Origin of the sequence: Pseudomonas khorasanensis (genome assembly GCF_014268505.2) — a bacterium.
Taxonomy (GTDB): domain Bacteria; phylum Pseudomonadota; class Gammaproteobacteria; order Pseudomonadales; family Pseudomonadaceae; genus Aquipseudomonas; species Aquipseudomonas khorasanensis.
Genome location: NZ_JABWQP020000012.1, coordinates 63,723 through 90,023, shown reverse-complemented (window position 1 = coordinate 90,023; position 26,301 = coordinate 63,723). Strand labels below are relative to the sequence as shown.

At 59.2% G+C, this 26,301-nt stretch carries 23 protein-coding genes; 14 read left to right on the top strand and 9 right to left on the bottom strand.

Translation table 11 applies throughout. The annotated features are described in order from the left end of the window. Window positions 1-65: 65 nt before the first annotated feature. The 5 genes from HU727_RS21125 to HU727_RS21105 all read right to left on the bottom strand — a co-directional run bounded on the left by HU727_RS21125 (window position 66) and on the right by HU727_RS21105 (window position 7,664). Window positions 66-2,876, bottom strand: coding sequence for an FAD-binding and (Fe-S)-binding domain-containing protein (locus tag HU727_RS21125; protein ID WP_186533601.1), 2,811 nt, complete (start codon window positions 2,874-2,876; stop codon window positions 66-68). Then, the gene (locus HU727_RS21120; RefSeq protein ID WP_186533602.1) at window positions 2,873-3,544 is read right to left on the bottom strand and encodes a LutC/YkgG family protein; all 672 of its coding nucleotides are present in this window, start codon (window positions 3,542-3,544) and stop codon (window positions 2,873-2,875) included. Before HU727_RS21120 ends, HU727_RS21125 begins: the two co-directional genes overlap by 4 nt. Continuing rightward, window positions 3,541-4,998 carry a LutB/LldF family L-lactate oxidation iron-sulfur protein gene (locus tag HU727_RS21115; RefSeq protein WP_186533603.1) on the bottom strand — a complete coding sequence of 486 codons (1,458 nt, stop codon included), beginning with the start codon at window positions 4,996-4,998 and terminating at the stop codon, window positions 3,541-3,543. Before HU727_RS21115 ends, HU727_RS21120 begins: the two co-directional genes overlap by 4 nt. Then, a complete protein-coding gene (locus tag HU727_RS21110) occupies window positions 4,995-5,819 on the bottom strand; it encodes a (Fe-S)-binding protein (RefSeq protein WP_186533604.1) in 825 nt (274 codons plus the stop codon). The genes HU727_RS21115 and HU727_RS21110 overlap by 4 nt, the downstream gene beginning before the upstream one ends. A 150-nt stretch (window positions 5,820-5,969) precedes the next feature. Next, entirely contained in the window at window positions 5,970-7,664 is a 1,695-nt protein-coding gene (locus tag HU727_RS21105) for a lactate permease LctP family transporter (RefSeq protein ID WP_186533605.1), read from the bottom strand. Between the two features lie 263 nt (window positions 7,665-7,927). Here HU727_RS21105 and HU727_RS21100 point away from each other — a divergent pair, with 263 nt between their 5' ends. Continuing rightward, on the top strand, window positions 7,928-8,695 hold the full coding sequence (locus tag HU727_RS21100; protein ID WP_186533606.1) for an FCD domain-containing protein: 768 nt from the start codon (window positions 7,928-7,930) through the stop codon (window positions 8,693-8,695). A 117-nt stretch (window positions 8,696-8,812) separates the two neighbouring features. Here the strand turns inward: HU727_RS21100 and smpB are convergent, their stop codons facing one another. Further along, entirely contained in the window at window positions 8,813-9,295 is a 483-nt protein-coding gene (smpB, locus tag HU727_RS21095; protein ID WP_007915208.1) for an SsrA-binding protein SmpB, read from the bottom strand. Window positions 9,296-9,414: 119 nt separating this feature from the next. Between smpB and HU727_RS21090 the strand changes: the two genes are divergently transcribed. The 3 genes from HU727_RS21090 to HU727_RS21080 are packed head-to-tail and all read left to right on the top strand — an operon-like array spanning window position 9,415 to window position 11,567. Then, on the top strand, window positions 9,415-10,818 hold the full coding sequence (locus HU727_RS21090; protein WP_186533607.1) for a sodium-dependent transporter: 1,404 nt from the start codon (window positions 9,415-9,417) through the stop codon (window positions 10,816-10,818). A 7-nt stretch (window positions 10,819-10,825) separates the two neighbouring features. Continuing rightward, the gene (locus HU727_RS21085) at window positions 10,826-11,260 is read left to right on the top strand and encodes a type II toxin-antitoxin system RatA family toxin (RefSeq protein ID WP_186533608.1); all 435 of its coding nucleotides are present in this window, start codon (window positions 10,826-10,828) and stop codon (window positions 11,258-11,260) included. Further along, a complete protein-coding gene (locus tag HU727_RS21080; RefSeq protein ID WP_186533609.1) occupies window positions 11,253-11,567 on the top strand; it encodes an RnfH family protein in 315 nt (104 codons plus the stop codon). Before HU727_RS21085 ends, HU727_RS21080 begins: the two co-directional genes overlap by 8 nt. Before the next feature lie 62 nt (window positions 11,568-11,629). Here HU727_RS21080 and HU727_RS21075 read toward each other — a convergent pair whose 3' ends face one another. Continuing rightward, window positions 11,630-12,157, bottom strand: coding sequence for an outer membrane protein assembly factor BamE (locus HU727_RS21075; RefSeq protein ID WP_186533610.1), 528 nt, complete (start codon window positions 12,155-12,157; stop codon window positions 11,630-11,632). A 97-nt stretch (window positions 12,158-12,254) separates the two neighbouring features. Between HU727_RS21075 and fur the strand changes: the two genes are divergently transcribed. After that, the gene (fur, locus tag HU727_RS21070) at window positions 12,255-12,659 is read left to right on the top strand and encodes a ferric iron uptake transcriptional regulator (protein WP_016771770.1); all 405 of its coding nucleotides are present in this window, start codon (window positions 12,255-12,257) and stop codon (window positions 12,657-12,659) included. Between the two features lie 75 nt (window positions 12,660-12,734). Here fur and recN read toward each other — a convergent pair whose 3' ends face one another. Continuing rightward, window positions 12,735-14,408, bottom strand: a complete 1,674-nt coding sequence (gene recN, locus HU727_RS21065) for a DNA repair protein RecN (protein ID WP_186533611.1) — start codon at window positions 14,406-14,408, stop codon at window positions 12,735-12,737. Window positions 14,409-14,649: 241 nt separating this feature from the next. Between recN and grpE the strand changes: the two genes are divergently transcribed. The 8 genes from grpE to HU727_RS21025 all read left to right on the top strand — a co-directional run bounded on the left by grpE (window position 14,650) and on the right by HU727_RS21025 (window position 25,116). Beyond that, complete coding sequence (grpE, locus tag HU727_RS21060) at window positions 14,650-15,216, top strand: nucleotide exchange factor GrpE (protein ID WP_186533612.1); 567 nt, start codon at window positions 14,650-14,652, stop codon at window positions 15,214-15,216. A gap of 102 nt (window positions 15,217-15,318) precedes the next feature. Further along, window positions 15,319-17,235 (top strand): molecular chaperone DnaK, encoded by a 1,917-nt coding sequence (gene dnaK, locus HU727_RS21055; RefSeq protein ID WP_024011565.1) that lies wholly within the window; start codon window positions 15,319-15,321, stop codon window positions 17,233-17,235. Between the two features lie 296 nt (window positions 17,236-17,531). Then, on the top strand, window positions 17,532-18,656 hold the full coding sequence (gene dnaJ, locus HU727_RS21050) for a molecular chaperone DnaJ (RefSeq protein ID WP_186533613.1): 1,125 nt from the start codon (window positions 17,532-17,534) through the stop codon (window positions 18,654-18,656). A gap of 9 nt (window positions 18,657-18,665) precedes the next feature. After that, window positions 18,666-19,469, top strand: a complete 804-nt coding sequence (dapB, locus tag HU727_RS21045; protein WP_016771766.1) for a 4-hydroxy-tetrahydrodipicolinate reductase — start codon at window positions 18,666-18,668, stop codon at window positions 19,467-19,469. A 258-nt stretch (window positions 19,470-19,727) separates the two neighbouring features. Continuing rightward, window positions 19,728-20,864 carry a glutamine-hydrolyzing carbamoyl-phosphate synthase small subunit gene (gene carA, locus HU727_RS21040; RefSeq protein WP_186533614.1) on the top strand — a complete coding sequence of 379 codons (1,137 nt, stop codon included), beginning with the start codon at window positions 19,728-19,730 and terminating at the stop codon, window positions 20,862-20,864. Window positions 20,865-20,988: 124 nt separating this feature from the next. Further along, window positions 20,989-24,210, top strand: coding sequence for a carbamoyl-phosphate synthase large subunit (gene carB, locus HU727_RS21035; protein ID WP_186533615.1), 3,222 nt, complete (start codon window positions 20,989-20,991; stop codon window positions 24,208-24,210). After that, window positions 24,207-24,683 (top strand): transcription elongation factor GreA, encoded by a 477-nt coding sequence (greA, locus tag HU727_RS21030; RefSeq protein ID WP_003221530.1) that lies wholly within the window; start codon window positions 24,207-24,209, stop codon window positions 24,681-24,683. Before carB ends, greA begins: the two co-directional genes overlap by 4 nt. A gap of 28 nt (window positions 24,684-24,711) precedes the next feature. Beyond that, complete coding sequence (locus tag HU727_RS21025) at window positions 24,712-25,116, top strand: MFS transporter (protein ID WP_186533616.1); 405 nt, start codon at window positions 24,712-24,714, stop codon at window positions 25,114-25,116. A 9-nt stretch (window positions 25,117-25,125) separates the two neighbouring features. Here the strand turns inward: HU727_RS21025 and HU727_RS21020 are convergent, their stop codons facing one another. Further along, complete coding sequence (locus HU727_RS21020) at window positions 25,126-25,434, bottom strand: YhbY family RNA-binding protein (RefSeq protein ID WP_016771761.1); 309 nt, start codon at window positions 25,432-25,434, stop codon at window positions 25,126-25,128. Between the two features lie 101 nt (window positions 25,435-25,535). On the opposite strand from HU727_RS21020, the gene rlmE reads away from it, so the two are divergent. Continuing rightward, window positions 25,536-26,165 (top strand): 23S rRNA (uridine(2552)-2'-O)-methyltransferase RlmE, encoded by a 630-nt coding sequence (rlmE, locus tag HU727_RS21015; RefSeq protein ID WP_186533617.1) that lies wholly within the window; start codon window positions 25,536-25,538, stop codon window positions 26,163-26,165. The last annotated feature ends 136 nt before the right edge of the window (window positions 26,166-26,301 follow it).

Genomic DNA, 26,301 nt, shown 5'->3' with positions numbered 1-26,301 from the left:
AAAGCCCCGATTGGTCGGGGCCTGATCTGTGGACTACCGTCTCGCTCAAGGGTTCTATTTTTTCTTCAGGCCGTTTTCGCGCGTGTCACCCGATCCACTAGATAGACCAGGCCGTGATAGTCGATCCCGCCGTGCTGGGTCAGGCCGATTTCGCACGTGCGGCTGGTGGAAACCCCTTCGCTGCAATGCTGCACTGCCTCTTTGAGCGTGCGCAGTGAATGGCTGTTCAGCTCCGGGGTGGTAAAGCCCTTGTCGCCGGCAAATCCGCAGCAATGAATCCCCTCTGGAATCACCACGGTTTTGCTGCATCTGCGCGCCAGATCGATCAACGCCTGGCTTTCGCCCAAATGCTGAGTGCTGCACGTCACGTGCACGGCAATCGGCGCGTCCTGTGGTGTGAAATCGAGGCGATCCATCAGATGCGTACGAATGAAGCGCACCGGATCGTACAGATCCAGTCGCGTTTCGCCGATGTCCTGAACCAGCCGCAACGTACACGGGCTGGTGTCGCAGTAGATCGGATCGAGCCCGCCGCGACTGGCGTGGAGCAGGGCGCTGATCAGTTCCTGGCGCTTGTGCTCGGCTTGCTCGGCGTAACCCTTGGAGGCGAACGGCTGACCGCAGCAGAGGTTGTCCTGGTTGTCGGGAAAGACTACCTGGTAACCGGCCTTTTCCAGCAGGCCACGGGTTTTGTCGTACAGCGACATTTGTTCTTTGTCGCCCGCCGCCGGGCCCATGACCCGCGACACGCAAGCGGCCAGATAAACCACGCGCGGACGCTCGTCCGACAGGCTCGGACTGAAACGAATGGCCTTTTCCGGTTGGGGCATGGCGTTGGTCCACTGCGGCACCTGGCCTTTGGACAAGCGCGTCAGGGTCGCCGACAGCTTCGTCAGGCGCGGTGCCCCGAGCATCATTCGTGCACCGTTGGCGACATGCAGGGCGAGGCGCGCGCCTTGCAGGGTCTTGGCGAAATTTCCTTCAATCCAGTCTGCGGTTTTCTGGTGCGTGGCGTGTCGGCCGCGCAGCTTTTTAACCAGCTCGCCGGTGTTGATGCCTACAGGGCAACGTTGTGCACACAAACCGGTCGCGGCGCAGGTGTCGATGCCTTGATAGTCGAAGGCGTTTTCCAGTTCAGTGGTGTCGATGCCAGCGCGTTTTTTCGACTGAATATCGCGCCAGATCACGATGCGCTGGCGCGGGCTCAGGGTCAGGCCCTTTGACGGGCACACCGGTTCGCAGAAACCGCATTCGATGCACTTATCCACAATCTCGTCGGCCGCAGGCAGCGGTTTCAGGTGTTTGAGGTGGATTTGCTTATCCTCACTGAGCACCACGTCCGGGTTGAGAATGCCGCTCGGGTCGAGCAAGCGTTTGAGCTGCCACATCAACTGGTAAGCGTCGCTGCCCCATTCAAGTTCCACGAACGGCGCCATGTTGCGCCCCGTGCCGTGTTCGGCTTTCAAGGAACCGCCGAATTCAACCGCAACCAACTGTGCGACGTCGTCCATGAACGCTTGATAGCGTGCGACTTCTTCCGGGCTGTTGAAGCCTTGGGTGAAGACGAAGTGCAGATTGCCTTCCAGCGCGTGTCCGAAAAGGATCGCTTCGTCGTAGGCATGTTTGTCGAACAGCTCAATCAGGCGATTGACGCCGATGGCCAGTTGTTCAACGGGAAAAGTGACGTCTTCGATGATCACCGTCGTGCCGGTTTTACGCACGGCGCCGACGGCGGGGAAGGTGTCCTTGCGGATGGCCCAGAGTCGGGCGTTTTCCACAGGGTCCTCAGTGAAGTCCACTTGCTTCTCCACCGGGAATCCGCTGAGCGACGCCATGACTTGCGCCAGTTGTTCCTGTAACAAGGTCGATGACGCAGCGCGGGATTCGATGAGCAGCGCGCACGCATTATTCGACAGTTGTTGTACGAAAGCGGGCATCCCCGGTTTGTCCTGCACCGAGCGCAAACTGCGTCGATCCAGCAACTCCACCGCCGAGACTGGTTGGGTTTTCAGCACGGTGACCGCGTTGCAGCAGGTTTCCACATCCGGGAAAACGATCAGCGCCGACGCCTTGTTCGGATGATCGATCACGGTGTTGTAAGTCACCGCGCTGATAAAGCCGAGCGTGCCTTCGGAGCCGACCAGCAGGTGGCTCAAGATATCCACCGGCTCGTCGAAATCCACCAAGGCATTGAGCGACAGGCCGGTGGTATTTTTCAGACGGTATTTGTGGCGAATTCGCGCGGCCAGTTCGGCATTGGCGCGGGTCTCGCGGCCCAATGTCGCCAGACGTTCGAGCAGATCGCCGTGGCTGGCGCGAAAGGCCGCGACGCTGGCGGGGTCTTCGGTATCGAGTCGCGTGCCATCGGCCAGCACCAGACGAATCCCGGCCAGCGTGTGGTAAGTGTTTTGCGCGGTGCCGCAGCACATGCCGCTGGCGTTGTTGGCGACAATGCCGCCAATTTTGCAGGCGTTGATTGAAGCCGGGTCGGGGCCGATCTTGCGGCCGAACGGTGCCAGCCAGGCGTTGGCCTGCGCGCCGATTACCCCCGGTTGCAGGCGGATTTGCATGCCTTGGCCGCGAATCTCGCGGGCGTTCCAGTTATCCCCCAGCACAATCAACACGGAGTCGCTGATCGCCTGCCCGGACAGGCTGGTGCCAGCAGCGCGGAAGGTCACCGGCACGTTGTCGCGCTGGGCCAGTTTCAGCAGTGCCACCACTTCATCTTCGGACTCGACGCGGATCACCAGTTTCGGAATGAGACGATAGAAACTGGCGTCGGTACCGAAGGCCAGGGTCGACAGCGGATCGTCAAAGCGCCGGTTGGCCGGGATCAGTTGCTCGGCATCGCGCAGGAAAGCGACAGGAAGACTCATTGATCCTCCAGAATCAGGACCACCAGATCTTTCGGGCCGTGAGCGCCATAGGCAAGAACCTGTTCGATATCGGCGGTTTTCGACGGGCCGGAGACCAGCAGCGCGTTGGTCGGCATGCCTTGCGCCCATTCAAATTCCTGCTGCACCTGATAGAAGTTGTCGCGGATTTCGCTGGCCTTGAGCAGGGCGAAATGCACCGGTGGCACCAGGCTCATCAAACGCGGTTCTTCGCGGGTGGGCCAGATAATCAGGCTGCCGGTGGCGGCGATGGCGCCGAGGGTGCCGGTGAGGCTGGCCGGGGTGTCGTTGAACAGTTCGGCTTTCCATTCTTCCATCGGGCGGTCGTAGGATTTCAGCGCCGGCAGACCGGGATTGTTCGCCCAGTGCTGTGCGATGCGTTGCCCATGAGGCGTGGTCGGTGCGATCAACAGACTCGGCAACTGACGATCTCGCAACAATTGGGCAAGCAGCATCGGCCATTCTGCGCCTGAGGTCAGGTGGATTTCGGTGTGCACCGCTTCCATCAGTTTGCGCAATTGCGGGATGCGTTGTTCGGCGCTGTAGGTGTAGGGCTGGGTCACCAGATCGACGTCGAAGTCGTCGGCAATCGGCGTGGTGCCTGTCAGGCTTTTCCGTAGTTTGCCGAGGATATTTTGTTTGGCGCTCATCGACGCTCTCCCTGTTTGGCCAGATGCTCGCGGGCCATGTCATGCAACGAGCGCGCGGCGGGTTTCGGTGCGCTGTGGTTTTGCGTCCATGGGCCAACGTTACTTGGCGTCAGCGCACGCAGGCGTGTGGCGAAAAAGGCGAACAGCCGATACAGCGTTGGCGAGCTGTTGAGCTTCGCCCAGGCGTTCCAGATGAAGCGTTCCTTGCGCGAATATTTACTGCCCTGGCCGCGCATCACTTGATGTGGGCTGTCGGGAGCCTTGACGTTCTCTTCGCGCAGACGCCGCAGGATGGCCGGGATGGGAATTTTTACCGGACAAACTTCACCGCAGGCACCGCACAGCGAAGACGCGCTCGGGTGATCGGGCACTTTCGCCAGGCCGACCATGTGCGGGGTGATGATTTTGCCGATCGGGCCTGGATAGCCTTCGCCATACGTGTGGCCACCGACGCGGGTGTAGACCGGACAATGATTCATGCAGGCGCCGCAGCGGATGCAATTCAGCGTCTGGCGCAATTCGCTGTCGGCGAAAGCCTGGCTGCGTCCGTTGTCGAGCAACACCAAATGCACTTCCTGCGGCCCATCGAGTTCGTGGTCTTTGCGCGGGCCGGAAATCATATTGACGTAGGTGGTGATCGGAATGCCCAGCGCCGAGCGGGTGAGGAGGGACAGCAGCGGCACCACGTCACGCAGGTTTTCCACGACTTTTTCGATGCCGGTGACGGCGATGTGCACGGGCGGCACGGTGGTGGTCATGCGGCCGTTGCCTTCGTTTTCCACCAGCAGCAGGGTGCCGGTTTCGGCCACGGCGAAGTTGACGCCGGAGACGCCGATGTCCGCTTCGAAGAATTTCTGCCGCAGGACCCTGCGACCGATCTGAATGAGTTGGTCAACGTCCTTGGTGTATTCCACGCCAAGTTTGTCGTGGAACAAGGACGCGACCTGACCGGCATTCTTGTGGATCGCCGGCATAATGATGTGTGAAGGCTTCTCGTGGTCGAGCTGGACGATGTACTCCCCCATGTCGGACTCCAGACATTCAATGTCCCGAGCCTCGAGGAAATGGTTCATCTCCATCTCTTCGCTGACCATCGATTTGCCCTTGATCACTTGCCGCGCCTCGTGAGCGCGGATGATCGAGAGGACGATGCCATTGGCCTCGTCCACCGTTTCCGCCCAGTGCACTGTCACACCGTTGCGGGTCAGGTTCTGTTCCAGTTGCTCGAGCAGGTCGGGCAACTTGGAGAGCGCGCGGGCCTTGATCGAGTTGCCCAGTGCGCGCAAGTGTTCTCTTTCGTGGGCATCGCTGAAAGCCGCTGCCCGCTTGGTCATCAGTGAATCCATCGCAGTGCGGAAGTTGTTTCGCAACTGCTGATCACCCAAGGCTTTGTGCGCCCGGGTGCGAAAGTCTTCTTCTACGGCAACCGTAGGAATTATCACTGAGGTGCTCATTTCGCACCTCCGGTCCGCTGCCAGAGGAAGCTGGCCAGGTGTTGGCCGCGCAACGCTTCCTTCTGTTTTTCCAGCGCACCGTTGATGTTTATCAAACAGCCACAGTCGGCACTCAGTACCTTGTGCGCGCCGGATTCCTTCAGCGCGCGGGTCTTGTCAGCCACCATCGCCCCGGAAATGTCTGGCATACGGACGCTGAATGTCCCGCCAAAGCCACAGCATTCGCTTTCGTGGTCATGGTTGACCCGTTCCACATTGCTCAACTGCGCCAGCAACTCGCGCCCGTGCAGGTGGGTGTTCATCTCGCGACGCGCCGAACACGAGGTGTGCAGCGCGACTTTGACCGGTTCACCGCTGTCCTTGAGCTGCACCTTGCAGACAAACAGCAGGAATTCGGCCAGTTCATAGGTGCGAGCCGCGAGGGCCCGGACCTGTTTCAACGTCTGCGGCTCGTCCTTGAACAAGTCGGCGTAATGCTCGCGCAGCATGCCGGCGCAGGAACCCGACGGCACCACGACCGGATAATCCCCGGCGAACAGCGCCAGTTGCGAACGCGCTACCGTCCGTGCCTGCTCGGTGTAACCCGAGGTGTAGGCGGGCTGGCCGCAGCAACTCTGCCCCTGCGGGTACTCGACCCGAATCCCTTCGCGCTCCAGCAAATGGATCGCGTCCATCCCGGCCTCGGGGTAGAACAGGTCGACCACACACGTGCCGAACAGGTAGACCCGCGACGGTTTCTCGCTGGGGTATTGCCGAGGTTCGGGCAGGGGCGGTGCCACGCGGGTCGCGTTCGGCACGGCGTTGTAAAAAAGCTCGCTCATCAGGCGTGTCTCCGGGTGGTCCCGGTTATCCGTCTGCTGCGGCTGCTGAATATAGAGAGCCTTGCTTTCAGCAGCCTTACAGACCCGGTGGTGAATTGCTGACGCCGGTTTCACGAACCGGCGTCGGTTATTTCCGTATGTTTTGCAGGATCAGTGCACCAGCATGCCGGTGAACCAGTAGGCCTGAGCCAGCGTGATCAAACCGACGATCGTTGCAAAGAATAGGCTGTGCTTGAGCGTGAAGCGGAACAGATCCGATTCCTTGCCCACCAGGCCGGTCGCGGCGCAGGCCACGGCGATCGATTGCGGCGAAATCATCTTGCCGGTGACGCCGCCGCTGGTGTTCGCGGCGACCAGCAGCGTGTCACTGACGCCGATCTGGTGCGCAGTGGTCGCTTGCAGCGAACTGAACAATGCGTTGGACGAAGTATCGGAGCCGGTGAGGAATACACCGAGCCAGCCGAGAAACGGCGAAAAGAACGGGAACGCTGCGCCAGTGCCGGCCAGCACCAGGGCCATGGTCGAAGACATGCCGGAATAGTTCGTGACGAAGGCGAACGCCAGCACCATGCCAATCGACAGAATAGGCCAGCGCAACTCGTAGAAGGTCTCTTTAAAAGTGGTAAGACCAGTTTTGAAGCTGATCTTCAGCACCAGCATTGAAATCAGCGCGGAGAAGAAAATCGCCGTGCCGGTCGCGGAAATCGGATCGAGTTTGAACACCGCTGGGATGGCGGTCGGATTGGCCACGATCGGTGCAGTCTTGATCACCAGTTGGTCAAGGTGCGGAATCGCGAAGTTGAACACCCAGCTGTACATCGAACCGCCCGCAGCGAACATCGCCTTGAAAGGCTTCAGCGTCCAGATCGTCACCAGCACGGTGAGAATCAGGAACGGCGACCAGGCCTTGAAAATTTCCCCGAGGCTGTAAGGCGAAACCACGGTTGTGCGCTTCTGGCCGAAACCGCCGACGCTGGCGCTGACCACCGAGGCGGACACCGCGCCCACGATGTGTTGGCCGGCGGCGCGTCTTGGCTGCCAGACTTTCAGGAACAGGGTGAGGGAAATCAGGCTGGCCAGTGCCGAGGTGATGTCGGGCAGTTCCGGGCCGATGAAGTTCGAGGTGAGGTACTGAGTGATGGCGAAGCTCAGGCCCGCCACCAGTGCTGCCGGCCAAGTTTCGCGCACGCCGCGCAGGCCATCCATCATGAACACCAGCCAGAACGGCACGAACAGCGACAGCAATGGCAATTGGCGACCGGTCATCGCGCCGATCTTGAAGGCGTCGATGCCGGTGACCTGGCCTGCGACGATGATCGGAATTCCCAGTGCACCGAAGGCAACCGGCGCGGTGTTGGCGATCAGGCACAGGCCGGCGGCGTACAGCGGGTTGAAGCCCAGTCCTACAAGGAGCGCGGCAGTAATCGCCACCGGCGCGCCGAAACCGGCGGCACCTTCCAGGAATGCGCCGAAGCAGAAGCCGATCAGCAGCACCTGCAAGCGCTGGTCGTCAGTGATCGACAGCACCGAGCTGCGGATGACCTCGAACTGACCGCTTTTGACCGTCAGTTTATAGAGGAATACCGCGGCGACAATGATCCAGGCAATTGGCCACAGACCGTAGGCGAAGCCATAGCCGGCAGCGGCAAAAGCCATGTCCACAGGCATCTGAAAAGCAAAAATCGCCACGGCAATCGACAGGGCGAGGGTGATGCTGCCGGCCACGTGGCCTTTGAGGCGGAACACCGCCAGGGCGAGGAAAAAGAACACGATAGGAATGACGGCCGCGAGGGCGGAGACGCCGAGACTGCCGAGCGGGCTGTAGAGCTGTTGCCAGGTTTGCATAGTGGGGTGGCCCCTAATTGTTGTTGGTCAGGCACTGTCAGCGTATTTGGATAATTGGTAAGACCAATTTACAATCGCTGTTGGCTAGGGTAAAAGCCTTGGTGTCGGTGTGTCAATTTGTCGCCCTGAAACTTTCGTCGCATGAGCGGTGCAGATTGCATCTGATCCGGTTTAGGGCGTTATCGTCTGGCAGGTGTCGGCGGCGCGCGGATAGGCCAGAATAGACAGCCCGGCGAGCCGTCGGGATCGTGGAGAAATGAGTTATGGGCTTTGATCAGATACGTCAGCGCCGTTTGTCTGACGATATTGTCGAGCGCCTCGAGGGGATGATCCTGGAGGGCACGCTGAAGTCGGGTGAGCGGCTTCCGGCGGAGCGCACGCTGGCCGAACAATTTGGCGTATCACGCCCGTCGTTGCGCGAAGCGATTCAGAAACTGGCAGCCAAAGGCTTGCTGGTCAGTCGTCAGGGTGGCGGCAATTATGTGGTGGAGGGCCTCGGCTCGACGTTCAGTGATCCGCTGCTGCAGTTGCTTGAGAGCAATCCCGAAGCGCAGCGCGATTTGCTGGAGTTTCGCCATACCCTGGAGGCTTCGTGCGCCTATTACGCAGCATTGCGCGCCACCGATGTGGATCGCGAGCGGCTGACCGCAGCGTTCGATGAGCTACAGGATTGCTACTCGCGCCACGACGAAGTCAGTCGGGCGGAAGAGGGCGCTGCGGATGCGAAATTTCATCTAGCGATTGCCGAGGCCAGCCACAACGCGGTCTTGCTGCACACCATCCGTGGGTTGTTCGATCTGCTCAAGCGCAACGTCGTGACCAACATTGGCGGCATGTACAAGCAGCGCACGGAAACCCGCGACATGCTGATTTCACAGCACCGGGAATTGTATCTGGCGATTATCGAAGGGCGCGCGGAGCAAGCGCGGGAAGTCTCCAGTCGGCACATTCTGTATGTGCAGGAGGTGCTGGAAGAGGTGCGGCAGGAAGTTCAGCGCATGGCTCGGGCGGAGCGGCGCAAGGGGATGTGATCAGGTGTGTTTGTGTTGATGCTGAAATAGCTTTCGCGAGCAGGCTCGCTCCCACATTTGAAATACATTCCAAGGTGGGAGCGAGCCTGCTCGCGAATTGGCGCTAAAGGGGGAAGATCAGTCTTCCTTGCCCTTGTTGCGCACCGCGCGCTGCAATTCGCGGCCGGCATCGCGCTCACGCTCGGTGTCACGCTTGTCGTATTCCTTCTTGCCCTTGCCCAGAGCGATCTCGCACTTGACCATGTGCTTGCTCCAGTACCAGGACAGGCAGACGCAGGCGTAACCCTTTTGCTGCACGGCGGCGGCGAGTTTCTCCAGCTCGCGGCGGTTGAGCAGCAGTTTGCGCGTGCGCACCGGGTCGGCGATGACGTGGGTGCTGGCGGTCATCAACGGCGTGATGTGGCTGCCGAGCAACCAGGCCTCGCCATCCTTGAGCAGCACGTAACTGTCGACCAGTTGCAGCTTGCTCGCCCGCAGACTTTTTACTTCCCAGCCGGCCAGGACCAGACCAGCCTCGAACTTGTGCTCGATGAAGTAATCGTGTCGCGCCTTTTTGTTCTGCGCGATGGTCCCTGTTGGGTGTTTCTTCTGTTTAGCCATAGGGGCGGCATTATATGGAGTTGTTGGGCTGTCGGCTACGGTGTTGCTGCGCGCTTGAGCAGGTTGAGTGAATCCCGGACAATGCGGCCTCTTTTTCTAACGCTTGGGCGTGATAAACGATGTCGACAGACAAGGTTTCTGTCCACGGCAGTTGGGCTAGCCGCTGGGTATTCATACTCGCCGCGACCGGTTCGGCCGTGGGACTGGGTAGTATCTGGAAATTCCCCTACATGGTCGGGGTCTACGGCGGCGGTGCCTTTGTGCTGATGTTTCTGGCGTGCATCGCGCTCATCGGTGTCCCGGTCATGCTCGCCGAAACCCTGATCGGCCGGCGCGCCCGGCAAAGTCCGGCAAACGCCTTGAAGGTGCTGGCGCTGGAGGCGGGGCATAGCGCCAAATGGTCGTGGGGCGCGTTTGCCGGGATGATCACGGCCTTGTTGATCCTGTCTTTCTATAGCGTGGTCGGCGGCTGGTCGCTGGACTATATCGTCGACATGGGCCGTGGCGATTTCCAGGGCGCGACGGCGGACCAAGTCGGTGCCTATTTCGGCAATGTCATTTCCAATCCCTGGCGCCTGACACTTTGGCATACGATTTTCATGCTGCTGTCGGCATTCGTGATTGCCAAAGGCGTGGTCGCCGGGCTTGAGCGAAGCCTGCGGATCATGATGCCGTTGCTGTTCGTGATGATTCTGGTGCTGCTGGGTTACAGCATGACCACCGGGCATTTCATGGAAGGCGTGCATTTCATGTTCGACTTCCACCCGGAAAAAGTCCTCGACGGGTTGTTGCCGGCGATGGGGCACGCGTTCTTTTCGCTGAGCGTCGGCGTCGGTTCGATTATGATCTACGGCGCCTATATGCCGAAAAACACCTCGCTGTCGAGTACTGTGGTCGGTGTTGCGCTGCTCGATACTTTTGTTTCTCTGGTAGCCGGTCTGGCGCTGTTTCCGATCGTATTCGCCGCTGGCCTGAACCCGAGCGAAGGCCCGGGCCTGATGTTCGTCAGCCTGCCATTTGCCTTTGGTAATGTGGTTTTTGGTCAGTTGATGGGGGTCGTGTTTTTTGTACTGGTGGCGGTGGCCGCCTGGAGTTCGGCGATTTCCCTGCTCGAGCCGATGGTGGCTTATCTGGTCGAGCGCACGAAAATCAGTCGCGTGTGGGTGACTTTCTGGCTGGCGTTCACCTGCTGGTTCGTTGGCCTGGGCACGGTGTTCTCCTTTAATATCTGGAAGGAGGCCAAGTTTTTCGTGAACGAAGGCGGGGTATTCAGCCTCTACCAGTGGGGTGCGCAGAGCGGTCTCGACTTCTTCGGTGTGATCGACTTCTTCACCTCGCGGATCATGTTGCCCCTCGGTGGCTTGTGTTTCGTGTTGTTCGCCGGATGGGTGATGGGGCGTGAAGCGGTGCGTGATGAATTGTCTATCCGCAGCCCCGCTTTGTTTGCCTTGTCCCTGTTCTTGATGCGCTACGTCGCGCCTATCGGCATTCTTGTAGTCTTTGCCGCTCAGCTCTGGAAGTAACGCTTACATGACGACACATATCCAACGATCCGCGCTCCTGCCGTACCCGGCGCAGTTTCTCTACGACCTGGTCAACGACGTCGCGCGTTACCCGGAGTTTCTGCCGTGGTGCTCGTCGGCCGAAGTGCTGGAGAGCTCCCCAGAGCATATGCGCGCCAGTGTCGGCGTGGCCAAGGGCGGCCTCAGTCAGCATTTCGTCACGCGCAATACATTGGTACCAGGGCAGTCGATCGAGATGGACCTTGAAGAGGGGCCGTTCAATCAGCTGCACGGTGTCTGGGTGTTCAAGGCCTTGAATGAAAAGGCCTGCAAGATCAGCCTGGATCTGTCGTTCGATTACGCCGGGCCGCTGGTCAGGGCTACGTTGGGGCCGCTGTTCAATCAGGCGGCCAACACGCTGGTAGATGCCTTTTGCCAGCGCGCCAAGCAGATGCATGGTTGAGCCTGTGATCGAGATAGAGGTCGTGTATGCGGCGGTCGATCGGCAAGTATTGCGGGCGATCACTGTGGCTGAGGGTGTTACCGTTCGGGCGGCGGTGCAGGCATCGGGAATTGCGGCAGAGTTTCCTGAACTGAATCCGGCGGAATGCCCGCTGGGGATATTTGGCAAAGTGGTTGCCGATGCGGATTCACGCGCCGTTCAGGCGGGGGACCGGATCGAAATTTACCGGCCGTTGCTGGCGGATCCCAAAGAGGTTCGACGCTTGCGTGCGGCCAAGGCGGCGGAGGCCAAAGCTCGAAATCTTTGATCAGGCTCAAACGGCAGGCAATAAAAAACCCGGTATGTCCGGGTTTTTTATTGCCCCACCATTTACTGCGGCGAGGTGTCCAGCGGTTCTGGAGTTGGAACCGGTACGGTCTCCACGCCATCGACGTCCTTCTGGATCTGATCCAGCAGGGAGCCTGGCTTGGCCGGCTTTTCCGCTTCTGGCTTCTCGACGTTTTCAGCTGGAGAGGTCACGTTCGTGCCACTGTCCTTGCCGAGAATGGCTTCGTCACGGCTCACGCCCGGCATGAAGTCACCGGACAGGCTGACAAGCTGGTCGTTGGAATTGAAGATAACGCTGATGCGTTCCTGTTGGCGTTCACCGCCACCCGGTTGCAGGCTGTACAGATAATCCCAGCGATCGGCATGGAACGTGTCGGCAAGCAGAGGGTTGCCCATGATAAACCGTACTTGCGGCCGGGTCATTCCCGGGCGTAACTGGTCTATCATGTCCTGCGTGACGACATTGCCCTGCTGGATGTCGATTTTGTAAACCCCGGGGAATGAACAACCGGCGAGTGCGAGCAGTCCCACAAAGGTGAAACTGGTTAGCAAGAGCTTGGTGTTTTGCATCGGTGGGCGACTTCCACTATCTTGGCTGGGACAACGTAAACGCCGATCATACCCGCATTAAGAGAAGCTGCGAAGCAGCATCGCGAGAAAGCTGACCATGGTTGAAAATAGCGAACTACGCAAAGCCGGCCTCAAAGTGACCCTGCCACGGGTCAAGATCCTGCAAATGCTCGACTCTACCGAGCAGCGCCACATGAGTGCCGAGGACGTCTACAAGGCGTTGATGGAAGCTGGTGAGGACGTCGGTCTGGCCACGGTTTACCGTGTACTGACCCAGTTCGAAGCGGCCGGCCTCGTGGTCCGCCACAACTTCGACGGCGGCCACGCGGTATTTGAATTGGCCGACGGTGGCCACCACGACCATATGGTCAACGTGGAGTCGGGTGAAGTCATCGAATTCTTCGACGAAGAAATCGAAAAACTTCAGAAATCTATCGTCGAGAAGCATGGCTTCGAGATGGTCGATCACAACCTGGTGCTTTACGTACGCAAGAAAAAGTAAGCAGTCGCGCAAATTTCACGTTCGCGAAACGAGCGAAGGCGACCCAAGGGTCGCCTTCGTGCTTTCTGCTGTCCGTCAAGCCTTGGCGGTTACCACCATTTTTTTCGCGTGGGCCAGGGATTCCTTGGTCAGGTCGATGCCGCCGAGCATGCGCGCGACTTCTTCTATGCGTTCGTTCTTGCTCAGCTTCGCGACAGCGGTGTGCGTTGCCTCTTCATCCCGGACCTTGTGCACGAACAGGTGCTGATGCCCCTGCGCTGCCACTTGCGGCAAGTGCGTCACGGTCAACACCTGGCCGCGCTCACCGAGGCGACGGAGTAACTGGCCGACGATTTCAGCCGTCGGGCCGCCGATACCCACGTCCACTTCGTCAAACACCAGCGTCGGAACGCGGGAAGTCTGCGCTGTGATGACCTGGATCGCCAGGCTGATCCGCGACAGCTCGCCGCCGGATGCGACCTTGGCCAGTGCCTTGAGCGGTTGACCGGGGTTGGCGCTGACCAGCAATTCGACCTGTTCCAGCCCATTCGGCAACAATTCGTCGCTGCCATTGGCTTTTAATTCGATGGTGAAGCGGCCACCGGGCATGCCCAAACGCTGAATTTCCTGCTCCACCGCGCTGGCGAGGCTGCCGGCCGCCTGATGGCGCAGGTCGCTGAGCTCGCGCGCTTTCTCTTGATAGTGGCGGGCGTAGGAAGCCAGCTCATCGCCCAGACGCTCGATGGATTCGTCATTGGCGTTCAGTGTTTCGATTTCATCCAGCAGCTTTTGCTGCATCTCGCCGACTTCGGTCGGCTGAATTCGGTGTTTGCGCGCCAGGGTGTAAATCGCGTCGAGGCGCTCTTCCAGGTATTGCAGGCGAGCGGGGTCGGCATCGAAGTTGTCGAGGAAGCGATTGAGCTCGCCTACTGCCTCTTCCACCTGAATCTGTGCGCTGGTGAGCAGGCTGCTCGCTTCGCCCAATGCGCCGACCGAGTTGTTCACGCTGGAAAGCCGATTGAGGCTTGCGGTCAGCGCATTCAGCACGTTGCCGGAATCGCTTTCGCTGCACTGTTCGACCACTTGCCGGCAAATGCCGAGCAAGGTTTCGGCGTTGGTCAGGTTCTTGTGTTCCTGCTCCAGCTGTTCCAGTTCGTTCTCGCCGAGACCGAGGTTTTCCAGTTCTTCGAGTTGATAGCTGAGCAGTTGGTGGCGGGCGCGTTGTTCATCGCCGGAATTGGAAAGGCGCTCCAGTTCCTGGCGGGTCTGGCGCCAGCGCTGCGCGGCAAGCTGTACCTGGCGAGCCAGATCGGTCGCGCCGGCGTACTCGTCGAGCAAGCGTCGATGTGTGTCGGTCTTCAGCAGCGATTGATGTTCGTGCTGGCTATGAATATCGATCAGCAGTTCGCCGAGTGCTTTGAGATCGCCAAGTGGGCAGGGCGTGCCGTTGATATAGCCGCGAGAGCGTCCTTCCGAGGTGATGACGCGGCGCAGGATGCACGGGCCGTCGATATCCAGGTCGCGTTCGGCCAGCCAGGCGCTGGCTTCGGGAATATCGACCAGATCGAAGGTGGCAAGGATGTCGGCCTTGTCGGCGCCGGGGCGGACCACGCCGCTGTCGGCGCGATCACCGAGAGTCAGGCCCAGCGCGTCGAGCATGATCGACTTGCCGGCGCCGGTTTCCCCTGTGATCACGCTCATCCCGCGATCGAGTTCGAGATCGAGATGTTCAACGATGGCGTAGTTGTGTACGGACAGGTGCACCAGCATAAAGGCCGCTCCCAGGTTTTAGGTCTGGTTATTTATACAGTGTTTTGTTTCGGCCTGACAATGCCTTCGCTTAGCTCGATTTGCGCGGTGCGACGGAAGGCTTAGTGCGTTGTGGAATGACAAAGCAGCACTTTTTTGTAGGGTTAATGCATGAGAGCCCTTGAAGCCTGTTTTTGCGGCCCCATATATCGGGGCAGAAGCGCGAGTCCAACCTCGCGGACGATATTGAAAGGAGAATTCTATGGCTGACGAACAGACAGTAGATACGCAAAACCCAGAAGCCAATCAGGCGCCCGAGAGTTCGGGTGATGACCTGGCGACCCGTGTGCAAGTGCTCGAAGAGCAATTGGCCGCCGCGCAGGATCAGTCTCTGCGTGTTGCTGCCGATCTGCAGAACGTCCGTCGTCGTGCCGAGCAGGACGTCGAGAAGGCGCACAAGTTTGCCCTTGAGAAATTTGCCGGCGACCTGCTGCCGATCGTCGACAGCCTGGAGCGCGGTCTCGAGCTGTCGAACCCGGACGACGAAAGCATTCGTCCAATGCGCGAAGGCATCGAGCTGACACTGAAAATGTTCAACGACACCCTCAAGCGTTATCAGCTTGAAGCGATCGATCCCCATGGCGAACCGTTCAACGCCGTTCTTCATCAGGCGATGGCCATGCAGGAAAGTGCTGACGTCGAACCGAACAGCGTTCTGAAGGTGTTCCAGAAGGGCTATCAGCTCAATGGTCGTCTGCTGCGCCCGGCAATGGTCGTGGTCAGCAAGGCGCCTGCGCCAGTTTCGCCTTCTATTGACGAGCAGGCTTGAAATTAGCCGCAAGGCCCCCATTTAGAAGTCAAGCGTTTAAGTGCTACCGCAGTCAGCCACCACTGCTGCGGCATCCAAATCCAAAGTTTCGGGAGAGTGAACATGGGCAAAATTATCGGTATCGACCTGGGGACTACCAACTCCTGCGTCTCCGTGCTGGAAAACGGCAAGGCAAAAGTTATTGAAAACGCTGAAGGCGCGCGCACCACGCCGTCGATCATCGCTTACGCCAACGATGGCGAAATCCTGGTAGGTCAGTCGGCCAAGCGTCAGGCTGTGACCAACCCGCACAACACTCTGTACGCGGTAAAGCGTCTGATCGGTCGTCGCTTCGACGAAGAAGTTGTGCAGAAAGACATCCAGATGGTCCCTTACAAGATCGTCAAGGCTGACAACAATGACGCCTGGGTAGAAGTGAACGGCCAGAAAATGGCACCGCCACAAATCTCGGCTGAAATTCTGAAGAAGATGAAGAAGACCGCCGAAGACTACCTCGGCGAGGCAGTGACCGAAGCGGTGATCACCGTTCCGGCCTACTTCAACGACAGCCAGCGTCAGGCCACCAAAGACGCCGGCCGCATCGCCGGTCTGGACGTAAAACGTATCATCAACGAACCAACCGCAGCCGCTCTGGCTTACGGTATGGACAAGGCCAAGGGCGATCACACCGTGATCGTTTATGACCTGGGTGGCGGTACCTTCGACGTGTCCGTGATCGAGATCGCCGAAGTCGATGGCGAGCACCAGTTCGAAGTGTTGGCCACCAACGGTGACACCTTCCTCGGCGGTGAGGACTTTGACATTCGTCTGATCGACTACCTCGTTGACGAATTCAAGAAAGAAAGCGGCATGAACCTCAAAGGTGATCCGCTGGCCATGCAGCGTCTGAAAGAAGCCGCTGAGAAAGCCAAGATCGAGCTGTCGTCCGCTCAGTCGACCGACGTCAACCTGCCGTACATCACTGCAGATGCCACCGGTCCTAAGCACCTGAACGTGAAAATCTCGCGTGCCAAGCTCGAAGCACTGGTTGAAGACCTGGTTCAGCGCACCATCGAACCTTGCCGCATTGCCATGAAAGACGCCGGTATCGACGTCAGCGCGATCAACGACGTGATCCTGGTCGGTGGTCAGACCCGTATGCCGCTGGTGCAGAAGCTGGTGACCGATTTCTTCGGTAAAGAAGCACGTAAAGACGTCAACCCTGACGAAGCTGTTGCCATGGGTGCCGCGATTCAAGGCGCTGTTCTGGCCGGTGACGTGAAAGACGTTCTGCTGCTCGACGTCAGCCCGCTGACCCTGGGTATCGAAACCATGGGTGGCGTGATGACTGCGCTGATCGAGAAAAACACCACGATTCCTACCAAGAAATCGCAAGTGTTCTCGACCGCCGACGACAACCAGGGCGCCGTGACCATTCACGTCCTGCAGGGTGAGCGCAAGCAAGCCGCTCAGAACAAATCCCTGGGCAAGTTCGACCTGGCCGACATTCCACCTGCTCCACGTGGTGTGCCGCAGATCGAAGTGACCTTCGACATCGACGCCAACGGCATCCTGCACGTCGGCGCGAAAGACAAGGCGACCGGCAAGACTCAGTCGATCGTGATCAAGGCCAACTCCGGTCTGTCCGACGAAGAAATCGAGCGCATGGTGCGTGACGCCGAGGCGAATGCCGAGGAAGACCGCAAGTTTGAAGAGCTGGCCGCTGCCCGTAACCAGGGTGATGCACTGGTTCACTCGACTCGCAAAATGGTTGCTGACGCGGGCGACAAAGTCACCGCCGAAGAGAAAACCGCGATCGAAGCTGCTGTGGTTGCCCTGGAAGCCGCTGTCAAAGGCGACGACAAGGCTGCCATCGAAGCGAAGGTCGAAGAGCTGTCGAAGGTCTCCGCACCGGTTGCTCAGAAGATGTACGCCGAACAGGCTCAGCCAGCTGATGGCGCAGCCCCGCAAGGCGAGTCGGCCGAAAAGGCTGACGACGTTGTCGATGCAGAGTTCGAAGAAGTCAAAGACCACAAGTAAGTTGTTGGTCGCCCGGTTGACTGCCTTGCGGCGGTGACTGGTAGGATGTCGCCGCGCGGGAGCTTGCTCCCGCGTTGGCGTATCTGGAATACGCGAATTTTTACAGCATGCGACAGCGCTCGCGTGCTGGCGGTATGGCCGAAAATGCTCCTGCTTTTCGCGCTGAAATTACCGCATCAATCTAGACCAGGATCGTTGAATTGACGTGAGTTGGGTCCGGGCCTTCATGGGGGCTCAACGAGTTTGGCGAGGCTCAGGAGGGGTTTGCCGAACGTCCTTAAGAGTGCAAAGAACTTATGGCAAAGCGTGATTATTACGAAGTATTGGGTGTCGAGCGGGGCACGAGCGAAGCGGACCTGAAAAAGGCCTATCGCCGCCTGGCAATGAAGCACCACCCTGACCGTAATCCCGGCGACAAAGCCTCGGAAGAGATGTTCAAAGAGGCCAACGAGGCCTATGAAGTCTTGTCCGACGCCAGCAAGCGTGCGGCATACGACCAGTATGGTCATGCCGGCGTTGACCCGAGCATGGGCGGCGGCGGTGCCGGTTTCGGCGGCCAGAACTTCTCGGACATCTTTGGTGATGTCTTCAGTGATTTCTTCGGTGGTGGTCGCGGCGGTTCCCGTGGCGGCGCTCAGCGTGGCAGCGATCTGCGCTACACCCTGGAGCTGAATCTGGAAGAAGCGGTGCGCGGCACGTCGGTGAATATCCGCGTTCCGACACTGGTCAACTGCCAGCCTTGCGACGGTTCCGGTGCCAAGAAAGGCTCTTCGCCTTCGACGTGCCCGACGTGCGGCGGCATCGGCCAGGTGCGCATGCAGCAGGGTTTCTTCTCGGTTCAACAGACCTGCCCGCGCTGCCATGGCCAGGGCAAGATCATTTCCGATCCGTGCGAATCGTGCCACGGCGACGGTCGCGTCGAAGAGTACAAAACCCTGTCGGTGAAAGTGCCGGCGGGTGTGGATACCGGCGACCGCATCCGTCTGTCCGGCGAAGGCGAGGCGGGGACCCAGGGCGGGCCGACTGGCGACCTGTACGTTGTGATCAATGTGCGCGAACACGACATCTTCCAGCGTGACGGCAAGCATCTGTTCTGCGAAGTGCCGATCAGCTTCGTCGACGCAGCGCTGGGTGGCGAGCTGGAGATTCCGACCCTCGACGGTCGCGTCAAACTGAAAATCCCCGAAGGCACGCAAACTGGCAAGCAGTTCCGCGTGCGCGGCAAGGGTGTTGCCCCGGTGCGTGGCGGCGGCGCGGGCGATTTGATGTGCCGTGTAGCGGTCGAGACGCCGGTTAATCTCAATCGTCGTCAGCGTGAACTGTTGGAAGAATTCCGCAGCTCCCTGGCCGATGACAACAGCCATTCGCCAAAAACCACCGGTTGGTTCGACGGTGTGAAGCGTTTCTTCGGCGATTTGTAAGGAGTCGGCATGCGACGTATTGCAGTGATGGGCGCCGCCGGGCGCATGGGCAAGACCCTGATTGAAGCAGTGCAGCAAACGCCAGGCGCTGGCCTGACGGCAGCGGTCGATCGTCCCGACAGCACGTTGGTCGGCGCCGATGCCGGTGAGCTGGCAGCGCTGGGCCGTATCGGCGTGCCGCTGTCCGGTGATCTGGATCGTGTGGTTGAAGAGTTCGATGTGCTCATCGACTTCACCCACCCGACCGTGACCCTGAAGAATCTCGCCTTCTGCCGTAAACACGGCAAGGCGATGATCATCGGCACGACCGGTTTCAGTGTTGAAGAGAAGCAGTTGCTGGCCGAGGCGGGCAAGGACATTCCGATCGTCTTTGCCGCCAACTTCAGCGTCGGCGTCAACCTCTGCCTGAAATTGCTCGACACCGCTGCGCGAGTGCTGGGCGATGACGTCGATATCGAAATCATGGAAGCCCACCACCGTCACAAGGTCGATGCACCGTCAGGCACGGCCGTGCGCATGGGCGAAGTGATTGCCGATGCGCTGGGTCGTGATCTGAAGAAAGTCGCGGTCTACGGTCGCGAAGGCCAGACCGGTGCACGTGAGCGGGAAACCATTGGTTTCGCCACCGTGCGTGCCGGCGACATCGTTGGCGATCACACCGTGCTGTTTGCCGCCGATGGCGAGCGTGTCGAGATCACCCACAAGGCTTCGAGCCGTATGACTTTCGCCAAGGGCGCGGTGCGTGCGGCGCTGTGGCTGGATGGTCGCGAGCCGGGCCTTTATGACATGCAGGACGTGCTCGACCTGCGTTGAGACGTTGCTGAACCCCGGTGCAAACGCCCTGTTTGCACCGGGTTTTACCGCTTGGCGACGACCTGTCGCATTCTCCGGCCTTTAAGGCTCTTTAGCGGTGGACCAAAAACGCCCTTTTCTGTAAGCTACAGCTTTAGTGTGTCCACTAAAAGCGCGCAGAATAATTTCAGTGAAGAAGCGGGGTGACGTGTCCATACGTCACTCCGCTTTTTTACAACCTGCGATTGCCCTTTCATGCGTTATTTACGGGAGGTCTTCTTGACTAAGCCAGCCATACTCGCCCTTGCTGATGGCAGCATTTTTCGCGGCGAAGCCATTGGAGCCGACGGTCAGACCGTTGGTGAGGTGGTGTTCAACACCGCAATGACCGGCTATCAGGAAATCCTTACCGATCCTTCCTACGCCCAACAGATCGTGACCCTGACTTACCCGCACATCGGCAACACCGGCACCACGCCGGAAGATGCCGAGTCCGATCGCGTCTGGTCTGCCGGTCTGGTCATCCGTGACCTGCCGCTGGTAGCGAGCAACTGGCGTAACACGATGTCCCTGTCCGATTACCTGAAAGCCAACAATGTTGTGGCAATCGCCGGTATCGACACCCGTCGCCTGACCCGCATCCTGCGTGAGAAAGGTGCTCAGAACGGCTGCATCATGGCCGGCGACAACATCTCCGAAGAAGCGGCCATCGCCGCGGCGCAAGGCTTCCCGGGCCTGAAGGGCATGGATCTGGCGAAAGTCGTCAGCACCAAGACTCAGTATGAATGGCGCTCGACCGTCTGGGATCTGAAAACCGACAGCCACGCGACCATCGACGCGTCCGAACTCCCGTATCACGTGGTTGCCTTCGACTATGGCGTCAAGCTCAACATCCTGCGCATGCTGGTCGAGCGCGGCTGCCGCGTGACCGTGGTGCCTGCGCAGACTCCAGCCGCTGATGTGCTGGCTCTCAAGCCGGACGGCGTGTTCCTGTCCAACGGCCCTGGCGATCCGGAGCCGTGCGACTACGCGATCCAGGCAATCAAGGAAGTGCTGGAAACCGAAACTCCGGTGTTCGGCATCTGCCTCGGCCACCAGTTGCTGGCTCTGGCCTCCGGCGCCAAGACTGTGAAAATGGGGCACGGCCACCACGGCGCCAACCACCCGGTGCAGGATCTGGACACCGGTGTCGTGATGATCACCAGTCAGAACCACGGTTTCGCGGTTGACGAAGAAACCCTGCCCGCCAACGTCCGTGCGATTCACAAATCGCTGTTCGACGGCACCCTGCAAGGCATCGAACGCACCGACAAAAGCGCGTTCAGCTTCCAGGGTCACCCTGAAGCGAGCCCGGGCCCGAACGATGTCGCGCCACTGTTCGACCGCTTCATCAACGAGATGGCCAAGCGACGCTAAGCGTTCGCCTTGAGACTGTAGAGAGAAGCACTCGAAGGCGGCCCCGATACCGGCGGCCCCTTCGGGACTTCAGAAATCGATCAAGACGGCTTGCCGACTGACCTGCGGATTTGAGTGACAAACCATGCCAAAACGTACAGACATTAAAAGCATCCTGATTCTCGGCGCTGGCCCGATCGTTATCGGCCAGGCCTGCGAATTCGACTACTCCGGCGCCCAGGCCTGCAAAGCCCTGCGCGAAGAGGGTTACCGCGTCATCCTGGTGAACTCCAACCCGGCCACCATTATGACCGACCCGTCGATGGCCGACGCGACCTACATCGAGCCGATCAAATGGCAGACCGTTGCCAAGATCATCGAAAAAGAGCGTCCGGACGCGCTGCTGCCGACCATGGGTGGCCAGACTGCACTGAACTGCGCGCTGGATCTGGAGCGCGAAGGCGTTCTCGAGAAATTTGGCGTGGAAATGATCGGCGCCAACGCCGACACCATCGACAAGGCTGAAGACCGTTCGCGCTTCGACAAGGCGATGAAATCCATCGGCCTGGCGTGCCCGCGTTCCGGCATCGCCCACAGCATGGAAGAGGCCAACGCGGTTCTCGAAACTCTGGGTTTCCCGTGCATCATCCGCCCGTCCTTCACCATGGGTGGCACCGGTGGCGGTATCGCGTACAACCGTGAAGAATTCGAAGAAATCTGCGCCCGTGGTCTGGACCTGTCGCCGACCAAAGAGCTGCTGATCGACGAATCGCTGATCGGCTGGAAAGAATATGAAATGGAAGTTGTCCGCGACAAAAAGGACAACTGCATCATCGTCTGCTCGATCGAAAACTTCGACCCGATGGGCGTGCACACCGGCGACTCGATCACTGTTGCTCCGGCACAGACGCTGACCGACAAGGAATACCAGATCTTGCGTAACGCCTCCCTGGCGGTACTGCGCGAGATCGGCGTCGAGACCGGCGGTTCCAACGTGCAGTTCGGTATCTGCCCGAACACTGGCCGCATGGTCGTGATCGAAATGAACCCGCGTGTTTCGCGTTCCTCGGCTCTGGCCTCGAAAGCCACCGGTTTCCCGATCGCCAAAGTCGCCGCCAAACTCGCAGTGGGCTACACCCTCGATGAGCTGTCGAACGACATCACTGGCGGCAAGACCCCGGCGTCCTTCGAACCGTCGATCGACTATGTCGTCACCAAGCTGCCACGCTTTGCCTTCGAGAAATTCGCCAAGGCTGACGCGCGCCTGACCACGCAAATGAAGTCGGTGGGTGAAGTCATGGCCATCGGCCGGACCTTCCAGGAATCCCTGCAGAAAGCCCTGCGCGGTCTGGAAGTCGGCGTGTGCGGTCTGGACGAGAAGGTTGACCTGAGCAACCCGGAAAGCATGAGCGTGCTCAAGCGCGAACTGACCGTGCCGGGCGCCGAGCGCATCTGGTACGTGGCGGACGCAATGCGCGCCGGCATGAGCGTTGAAGACATTTTCGGCATGACCATGATCGATCCATGGTTCCTGGTGCAGATGGAAGACCTGATCAAGGACGAAGAGAAGGTCAAGACGCTCGGTCTGTCCTCTATCGACCGCGACCTGATGTTCAAGCTCAAGCGCAAAGGTTTTTCCGACCAGCGTCTGGCCAAGCTGCTGGGTGTGACCGAGAAGAACCTGCGAACTCACCGCCAGAAGCTGGAAGTGTTCCCGGTCTACAAGCGCGTTGACACCTGCGCCGCCGAGTTCGCCACCGACACCGCTTACCTCTACTCGACCTATGAGGAAGAGTGCGAAGCCGCGCCGTCGGGCCGCGACAAGATCATGATTCTGGGCGGCGGTCCTAACCGTATCGGCCAGGGCATCGAGTTCGACTACTGCTGCGTACACGCGGCCCTCGCACTGCGCGAAGACGGCTACGAAACCATCATGGTCAACTGCAACCCGGAAACCGTGTCCACCGACTACGACACTTCCGACCGCTTGTACTTCGAGCCGGTTACCCTGGAAGACGTGCTGGAAATCTGCCGCGTCGAGAAGCCGAAAGGCGTGATCGTCCAGTACGGCGGCCAGACTCCGTTGAAACTGGCTCGCGCTCTGGAAGCGGCCGGCGTGCCGATCATCGGTACCAGCCCTGACGCCATTGACCGCGCTGAAGACCGTGAGCGTTTCCAGCAAATGGTTGAGCGCCTGAACCTGCGTCAGCCGCCAAACGCCACCGTGCGCAGCGAAGACGAAGCGGTTCGCGCTGCGGCCAAGATCGGTTATCCGCTGGTGGTGCGCCCGTCCTATGTACTGGGCGGCCGCGCGATGGAAATCGTTTACAAGGAAGATGAGCTCAAGCGTTACCTGCGTGACGCGGTGCAAGTGTCCAACGACAGCCCGGTGCTGCTCGATCACTTCCTCAACTGCGCCATCGAAATGGACGTGGATGCGGTTTGCGACGGCAAGGACGTCGTGATCGGCGCGATCATGCAGCACATCGAACAGGCGGGTGTTCACTCCGGTGACTCGGCGTGCTCGCTGCCGCCGTACTCGCTGCCGGCGCACATTCAGGACGAGATGCGCGAACAGGTGAAGAAAATGGCTCTGGAGTTGGGCGTTGTGGGCCTGATGAACGTGCAACTGGCTTTGCAGGGCGAAGACATCTACGTCATCGAAGTCAACCCGCGCGCCTCGCGTACCGTGCCGTTCGTTTCCAAGTGCATCGGTGTTTCCCTGGCCATGATCGCTGCCCGCGTGATGGCGGGTAAAACCCTGAAAGAAATCGGCTTCACCAAAGAAATCATCCCGAACTTCTACAGCGTGAAAGAGGCGGTGTTCCCGTTCGCCAAATTCCCTGGCGTTGACCCGATCCTCGGCCCAGAGATGAAGTCCACCGGTGAAGTGATGGGTGTCGGCGACACCTTCGGTGAAGCGTTCGCCAAAGCCCAGATGGGTGCCAGCGAAGTGCTGCCGACCGGCGGCACCGCATTCATCAGCGTTCGCGATGACGACAAGCCACTGGTTGCAGGCGTGGCCCGTGATCTGATCAACTTGGGCTTCGAAGTGGTTGCCACTGCCGGTACTGCCAAGCTGATCGAAGCCGCAGGCCTGAAAGTGCGCCGCGTGAACAAGGTGACCGAGGGCCGTCCGCACGTGGTCGACATGATCAAGAATGACGAAGTCACGCTGATCATCAACACCACCGAGGGGCGTCAGTCGATCGCCGACTCTTACTCCATTCGTCGTAACGCCTTGCAGCACAAGATCTACTGCACCACTACCATTGCTGCTGGCGAAGCTATCTGTGAAGCGCTGAAGTTCGGTCCGGAAAAGACCGTGCGCCGCTTGCAGGATCTACACGCAGGATTGAAGGCATGATCAAATATCCAATGACTGTCCAGGGCGCCAAAGCCCTGGAAGAAGAACACGCTCACCTGACCAAGGTCGTCCGTCCGAAGCTCAGCCAGGACATCGGTACGGCCCGCGAGTTGGGCGACTTGAAAGAAAACGCCGAATACCATGCTGCCCGCGAACAGCAGGGCATGGTCGAGGCGCGGATTCGTGATATCGAAGGCCGGATTCAGAACCAGGTCATCATCGACGTCACTACCATCCCGCACACCGGCAAGGTGATCTTCGGTACCACTGTCGAAATCGCCAACGTCGAAACGGATGAAAGCGTCACTTACCACATCGTGGGTGAGGATGAGGCTGATTTCAAACTCGGCAAGATTTCGGTTGGCTCGCCTTTGGCCCGTGCCTTGATCGGCAAGGAAGAAGGCGACGTGGTTGCCGTGAAAACGCCAAGTGGCGTTATCGAGTATGAGATTGTTGAAGTTCGCCACATCTGAAAGACGGCGCCCGCTCCATGCGGGCGCCATGCTTTGGCAACTGACCCAGATGTTGTGGGTCGGCGGTCTTTGGCTGATTCATCTTGGTTTGCAGCCGGCGTTGGGCCAGATTGGCCTGGCGCCGCTGTTGATCGACGAAGTCGCCAACGCATTTGAGGTGCTGGTGGTAGGGTTTGCCGCCGCATGCGTATTGTTTCAGGCTTTGGTGCTGGTACAGGCTGAAGGCCTTTCCAGTCTCTGGCGGGATTTTCGCGGGCAGGTGCTGTTGATGGCGTTGTACGCGTGCGCGATGTATATCGCCGTGCGTGTCGGCTGGCCGGATGCGCAGCGCTGGCAGGTATTCAGTTATCTGGTGCTGGGGTTTTCCGGGCTGGTGCTGGTGATGCAGCCGGTGCCGGGATGGAGTGGCAGGGTGCGCGAAGCACACCCCTGACTCTGGTCATCACTTGAAGCGATGAACGTTCGACAGCTGCTTGTTGGCACTGAAGTTCTTGCGGTAGACCAGTGCCATCTTGCCGATGACCTGAACCAGGTCCGCTTTGCCGACTTTGCACAGCTCGGCGATGTGCGCCAGGCGCGACTCGCGATCGAGGATGTTGAGCTTGATCTTGATCAGCTCGTGATCCGCCAATGCGCGTTCGAGTTCGGCTAGCACACCTTCAGTCAAACCGTTGTCAGCCACAGTCAGTACTGGTTTCAGATGGTGGCCAATGGATTTGTACTGTTTCTTCTGCTCTGGAGTGAGCGGCATAATCTGACCCTTTCGTCTGGATTCTGTAAAATGGCGGCCATTTTACCCGACGGCTCGTGGATCCGCCCAACTAATCACGACCCTAATCATTGAGGTGCCCAATGGCGCGTTCCAAGACAAGCCTTGGTTGGCTGAAAAGACATGTCAACGATCCTTATGTGAAGCAGGCGCAGAAGGATGGCTACCGCTCGCGTGCAAGCTACAAGCTTCTGGAGATCCAGGAGAAATACAAACTGATCCGTCCGGGCATGAGCGTGGTCGATCTCGGCGCGGCGCCGGGTGGCTGGTCGCAGGTTACCAGTCGGCTGATCGGTGGGCAGGGGCGTCTGATCGCCTCGGACATCCTCGAGATGGACAGCATTCCCGATGTCAATTTCATCCAGGGTGACTTTACCCAGGACGAAGTGCTCGCGCAGATTCTTGAGGCTGTCGGTAATTCGCAGGTCGACCTTGTGATTTCCGATATGGCCCCCAATATGAGTGGTACGCCCGAAGTCGACATGCCCAAAGCCATGTTTCTTTGTGAACTGGCCCTGGATCTGGCGGATCGGATACTCAAGCCGGGTGGTAATTTTGTCATCAAGATTTTTCAGGGCGAAGGCTTCGATGCTTACCTGAAGGATGCTCGAAAGAAATTCGACAAGATTCAGATGATCAAGCCCGACTCTTCTCGCGGCAGCTCTCGCGAGCAGTACATGCTGGCTTGGGGTTACCGCGGCGGTAATGAGTAAAACGAGTTTTTTCGGCAGGGCGATAGGTTTTTCATATTTCGCTCTGCCTGCATAAGCGAATATTGTGTAGAAAGTGTTTCACAAAGGGTTACAGACGGCGCCTGCCAGAGTTGTAGGTAATGTAGTAAGTTAGGCC

Bases quoted from the DNA above. Each gene is read 5' to 3' on its own strand.
- HU727_RS21125 (WP_186533601.1), bottom strand. From the start codon at position 2,876: ATGAGTCTTCCTGTCGCTTTCCTGCGCGATGCCGAGCAACTGATCCCG.
- HU727_RS21120 (WP_186533602.1), bottom strand. From the start codon at position 3,544: ATGAGCGCCAAACAAAATATCCTCGGCAAACTACGGAAAAGCCTGACA.
- HU727_RS21115 (WP_186533603.1), bottom strand. From the start codon at position 4,998: ATGAGCACCTCAGTGATAATTCCTACGGTTGCCGTAGAAGAAGACTTT.
- HU727_RS21110 (WP_186533604.1), bottom strand. From the start codon at position 5,819: ATGAGCGAGCTTTTTTACAACGCCGTGCCGAACGCGACCCGCGTGGCA.
- HU727_RS21105 (WP_186533605.1), bottom strand. From the start codon at position 7,664: ATGCAAACCTGGCAACAGCTCTACAGCCCGCTCGGCAGTCTCGGCGTC.
- HU727_RS21100 (WP_186533606.1), top strand. From the start codon at position 7,928: ATGGGCTTTGATCAGATACGTCAGCGCCGTTTGTCTGACGATATTGTC.
- smpB (WP_007915208.1), bottom strand. From the start codon at position 9,295: ATGGCTAAACAGAAGAAACACCCAACAGGGACCATCGCGCAGAACAAA.
- HU727_RS21090 (WP_186533607.1), top strand. From the start codon at position 9,415: ATGTCGACAGACAAGGTTTCTGTCCACGGCAGTTGGGCTAGCCGCTGG.
- HU727_RS21085 (WP_186533608.1), top strand. From the start codon at position 10,826: ATGACGACACATATCCAACGATCCGCGCTCCTGCCGTACCCGGCGCAG.
- HU727_RS21080 (WP_186533609.1), top strand. From the start codon at position 11,253: ATGGTTGAGCCTGTGATCGAGATAGAGGTCGTGTATGCGGCGGTCGAT.
- HU727_RS21075 (WP_186533610.1), bottom strand. From the start codon at position 12,157: ATGCAAAACACCAAGCTCTTGCTAACCAGTTTCACCTTTGTGGGACTG.
- fur (WP_016771770.1), top strand. From the start codon at position 12,255: ATGGTTGAAAATAGCGAACTACGCAAAGCCGGCCTCAAAGTGACCCTG.
- recN (WP_186533611.1), bottom strand. From the start codon at position 14,408: ATGCTGGTGCACCTGTCCGTACACAACTACGCCATCGTTGAACATCTC.
- grpE (WP_186533612.1), top strand. From the start codon at position 14,650: ATGGCTGACGAACAGACAGTAGATACGCAAAACCCAGAAGCCAATCAG.
- dnaK (WP_024011565.1), top strand. From the start codon at position 15,319: ATGGGCAAAATTATCGGTATCGACCTGGGGACTACCAACTCCTGCGTC.
- dnaJ (WP_186533613.1), top strand. From the start codon at position 17,532: ATGGCAAAGCGTGATTATTACGAAGTATTGGGTGTCGAGCGGGGCACG.
- dapB (WP_016771766.1), top strand. From the start codon at position 18,666: ATGCGACGTATTGCAGTGATGGGCGCCGCCGGGCGCATGGGCAAGACC.
- carB (WP_186533615.1), top strand. From the start codon at position 20,989: ATGCCAAAACGTACAGACATTAAAAGCATCCTGATTCTCGGCGCTGGC.
- greA (WP_003221530.1), top strand. From the start codon at position 24,207: ATGATCAAATATCCAATGACTGTCCAGGGCGCCAAAGCCCTGGAAGAA.
- HU727_RS21025 (WP_186533616.1), top strand. From the start codon at position 24,712: ATGCTTTGGCAACTGACCCAGATGTTGTGGGTCGGCGGTCTTTGGCTG.
- HU727_RS21020 (WP_016771761.1), bottom strand. From the start codon at position 25,434: ATGCCGCTCACTCCAGAGCAGAAGAAACAGTACAAATCCATTGGCCAC.
- rlmE (WP_186533617.1), top strand. From the start codon at position 25,536: ATGGCGCGTTCCAAGACAAGCCTTGGTTGGCTGAAAAGACATGTCAAC.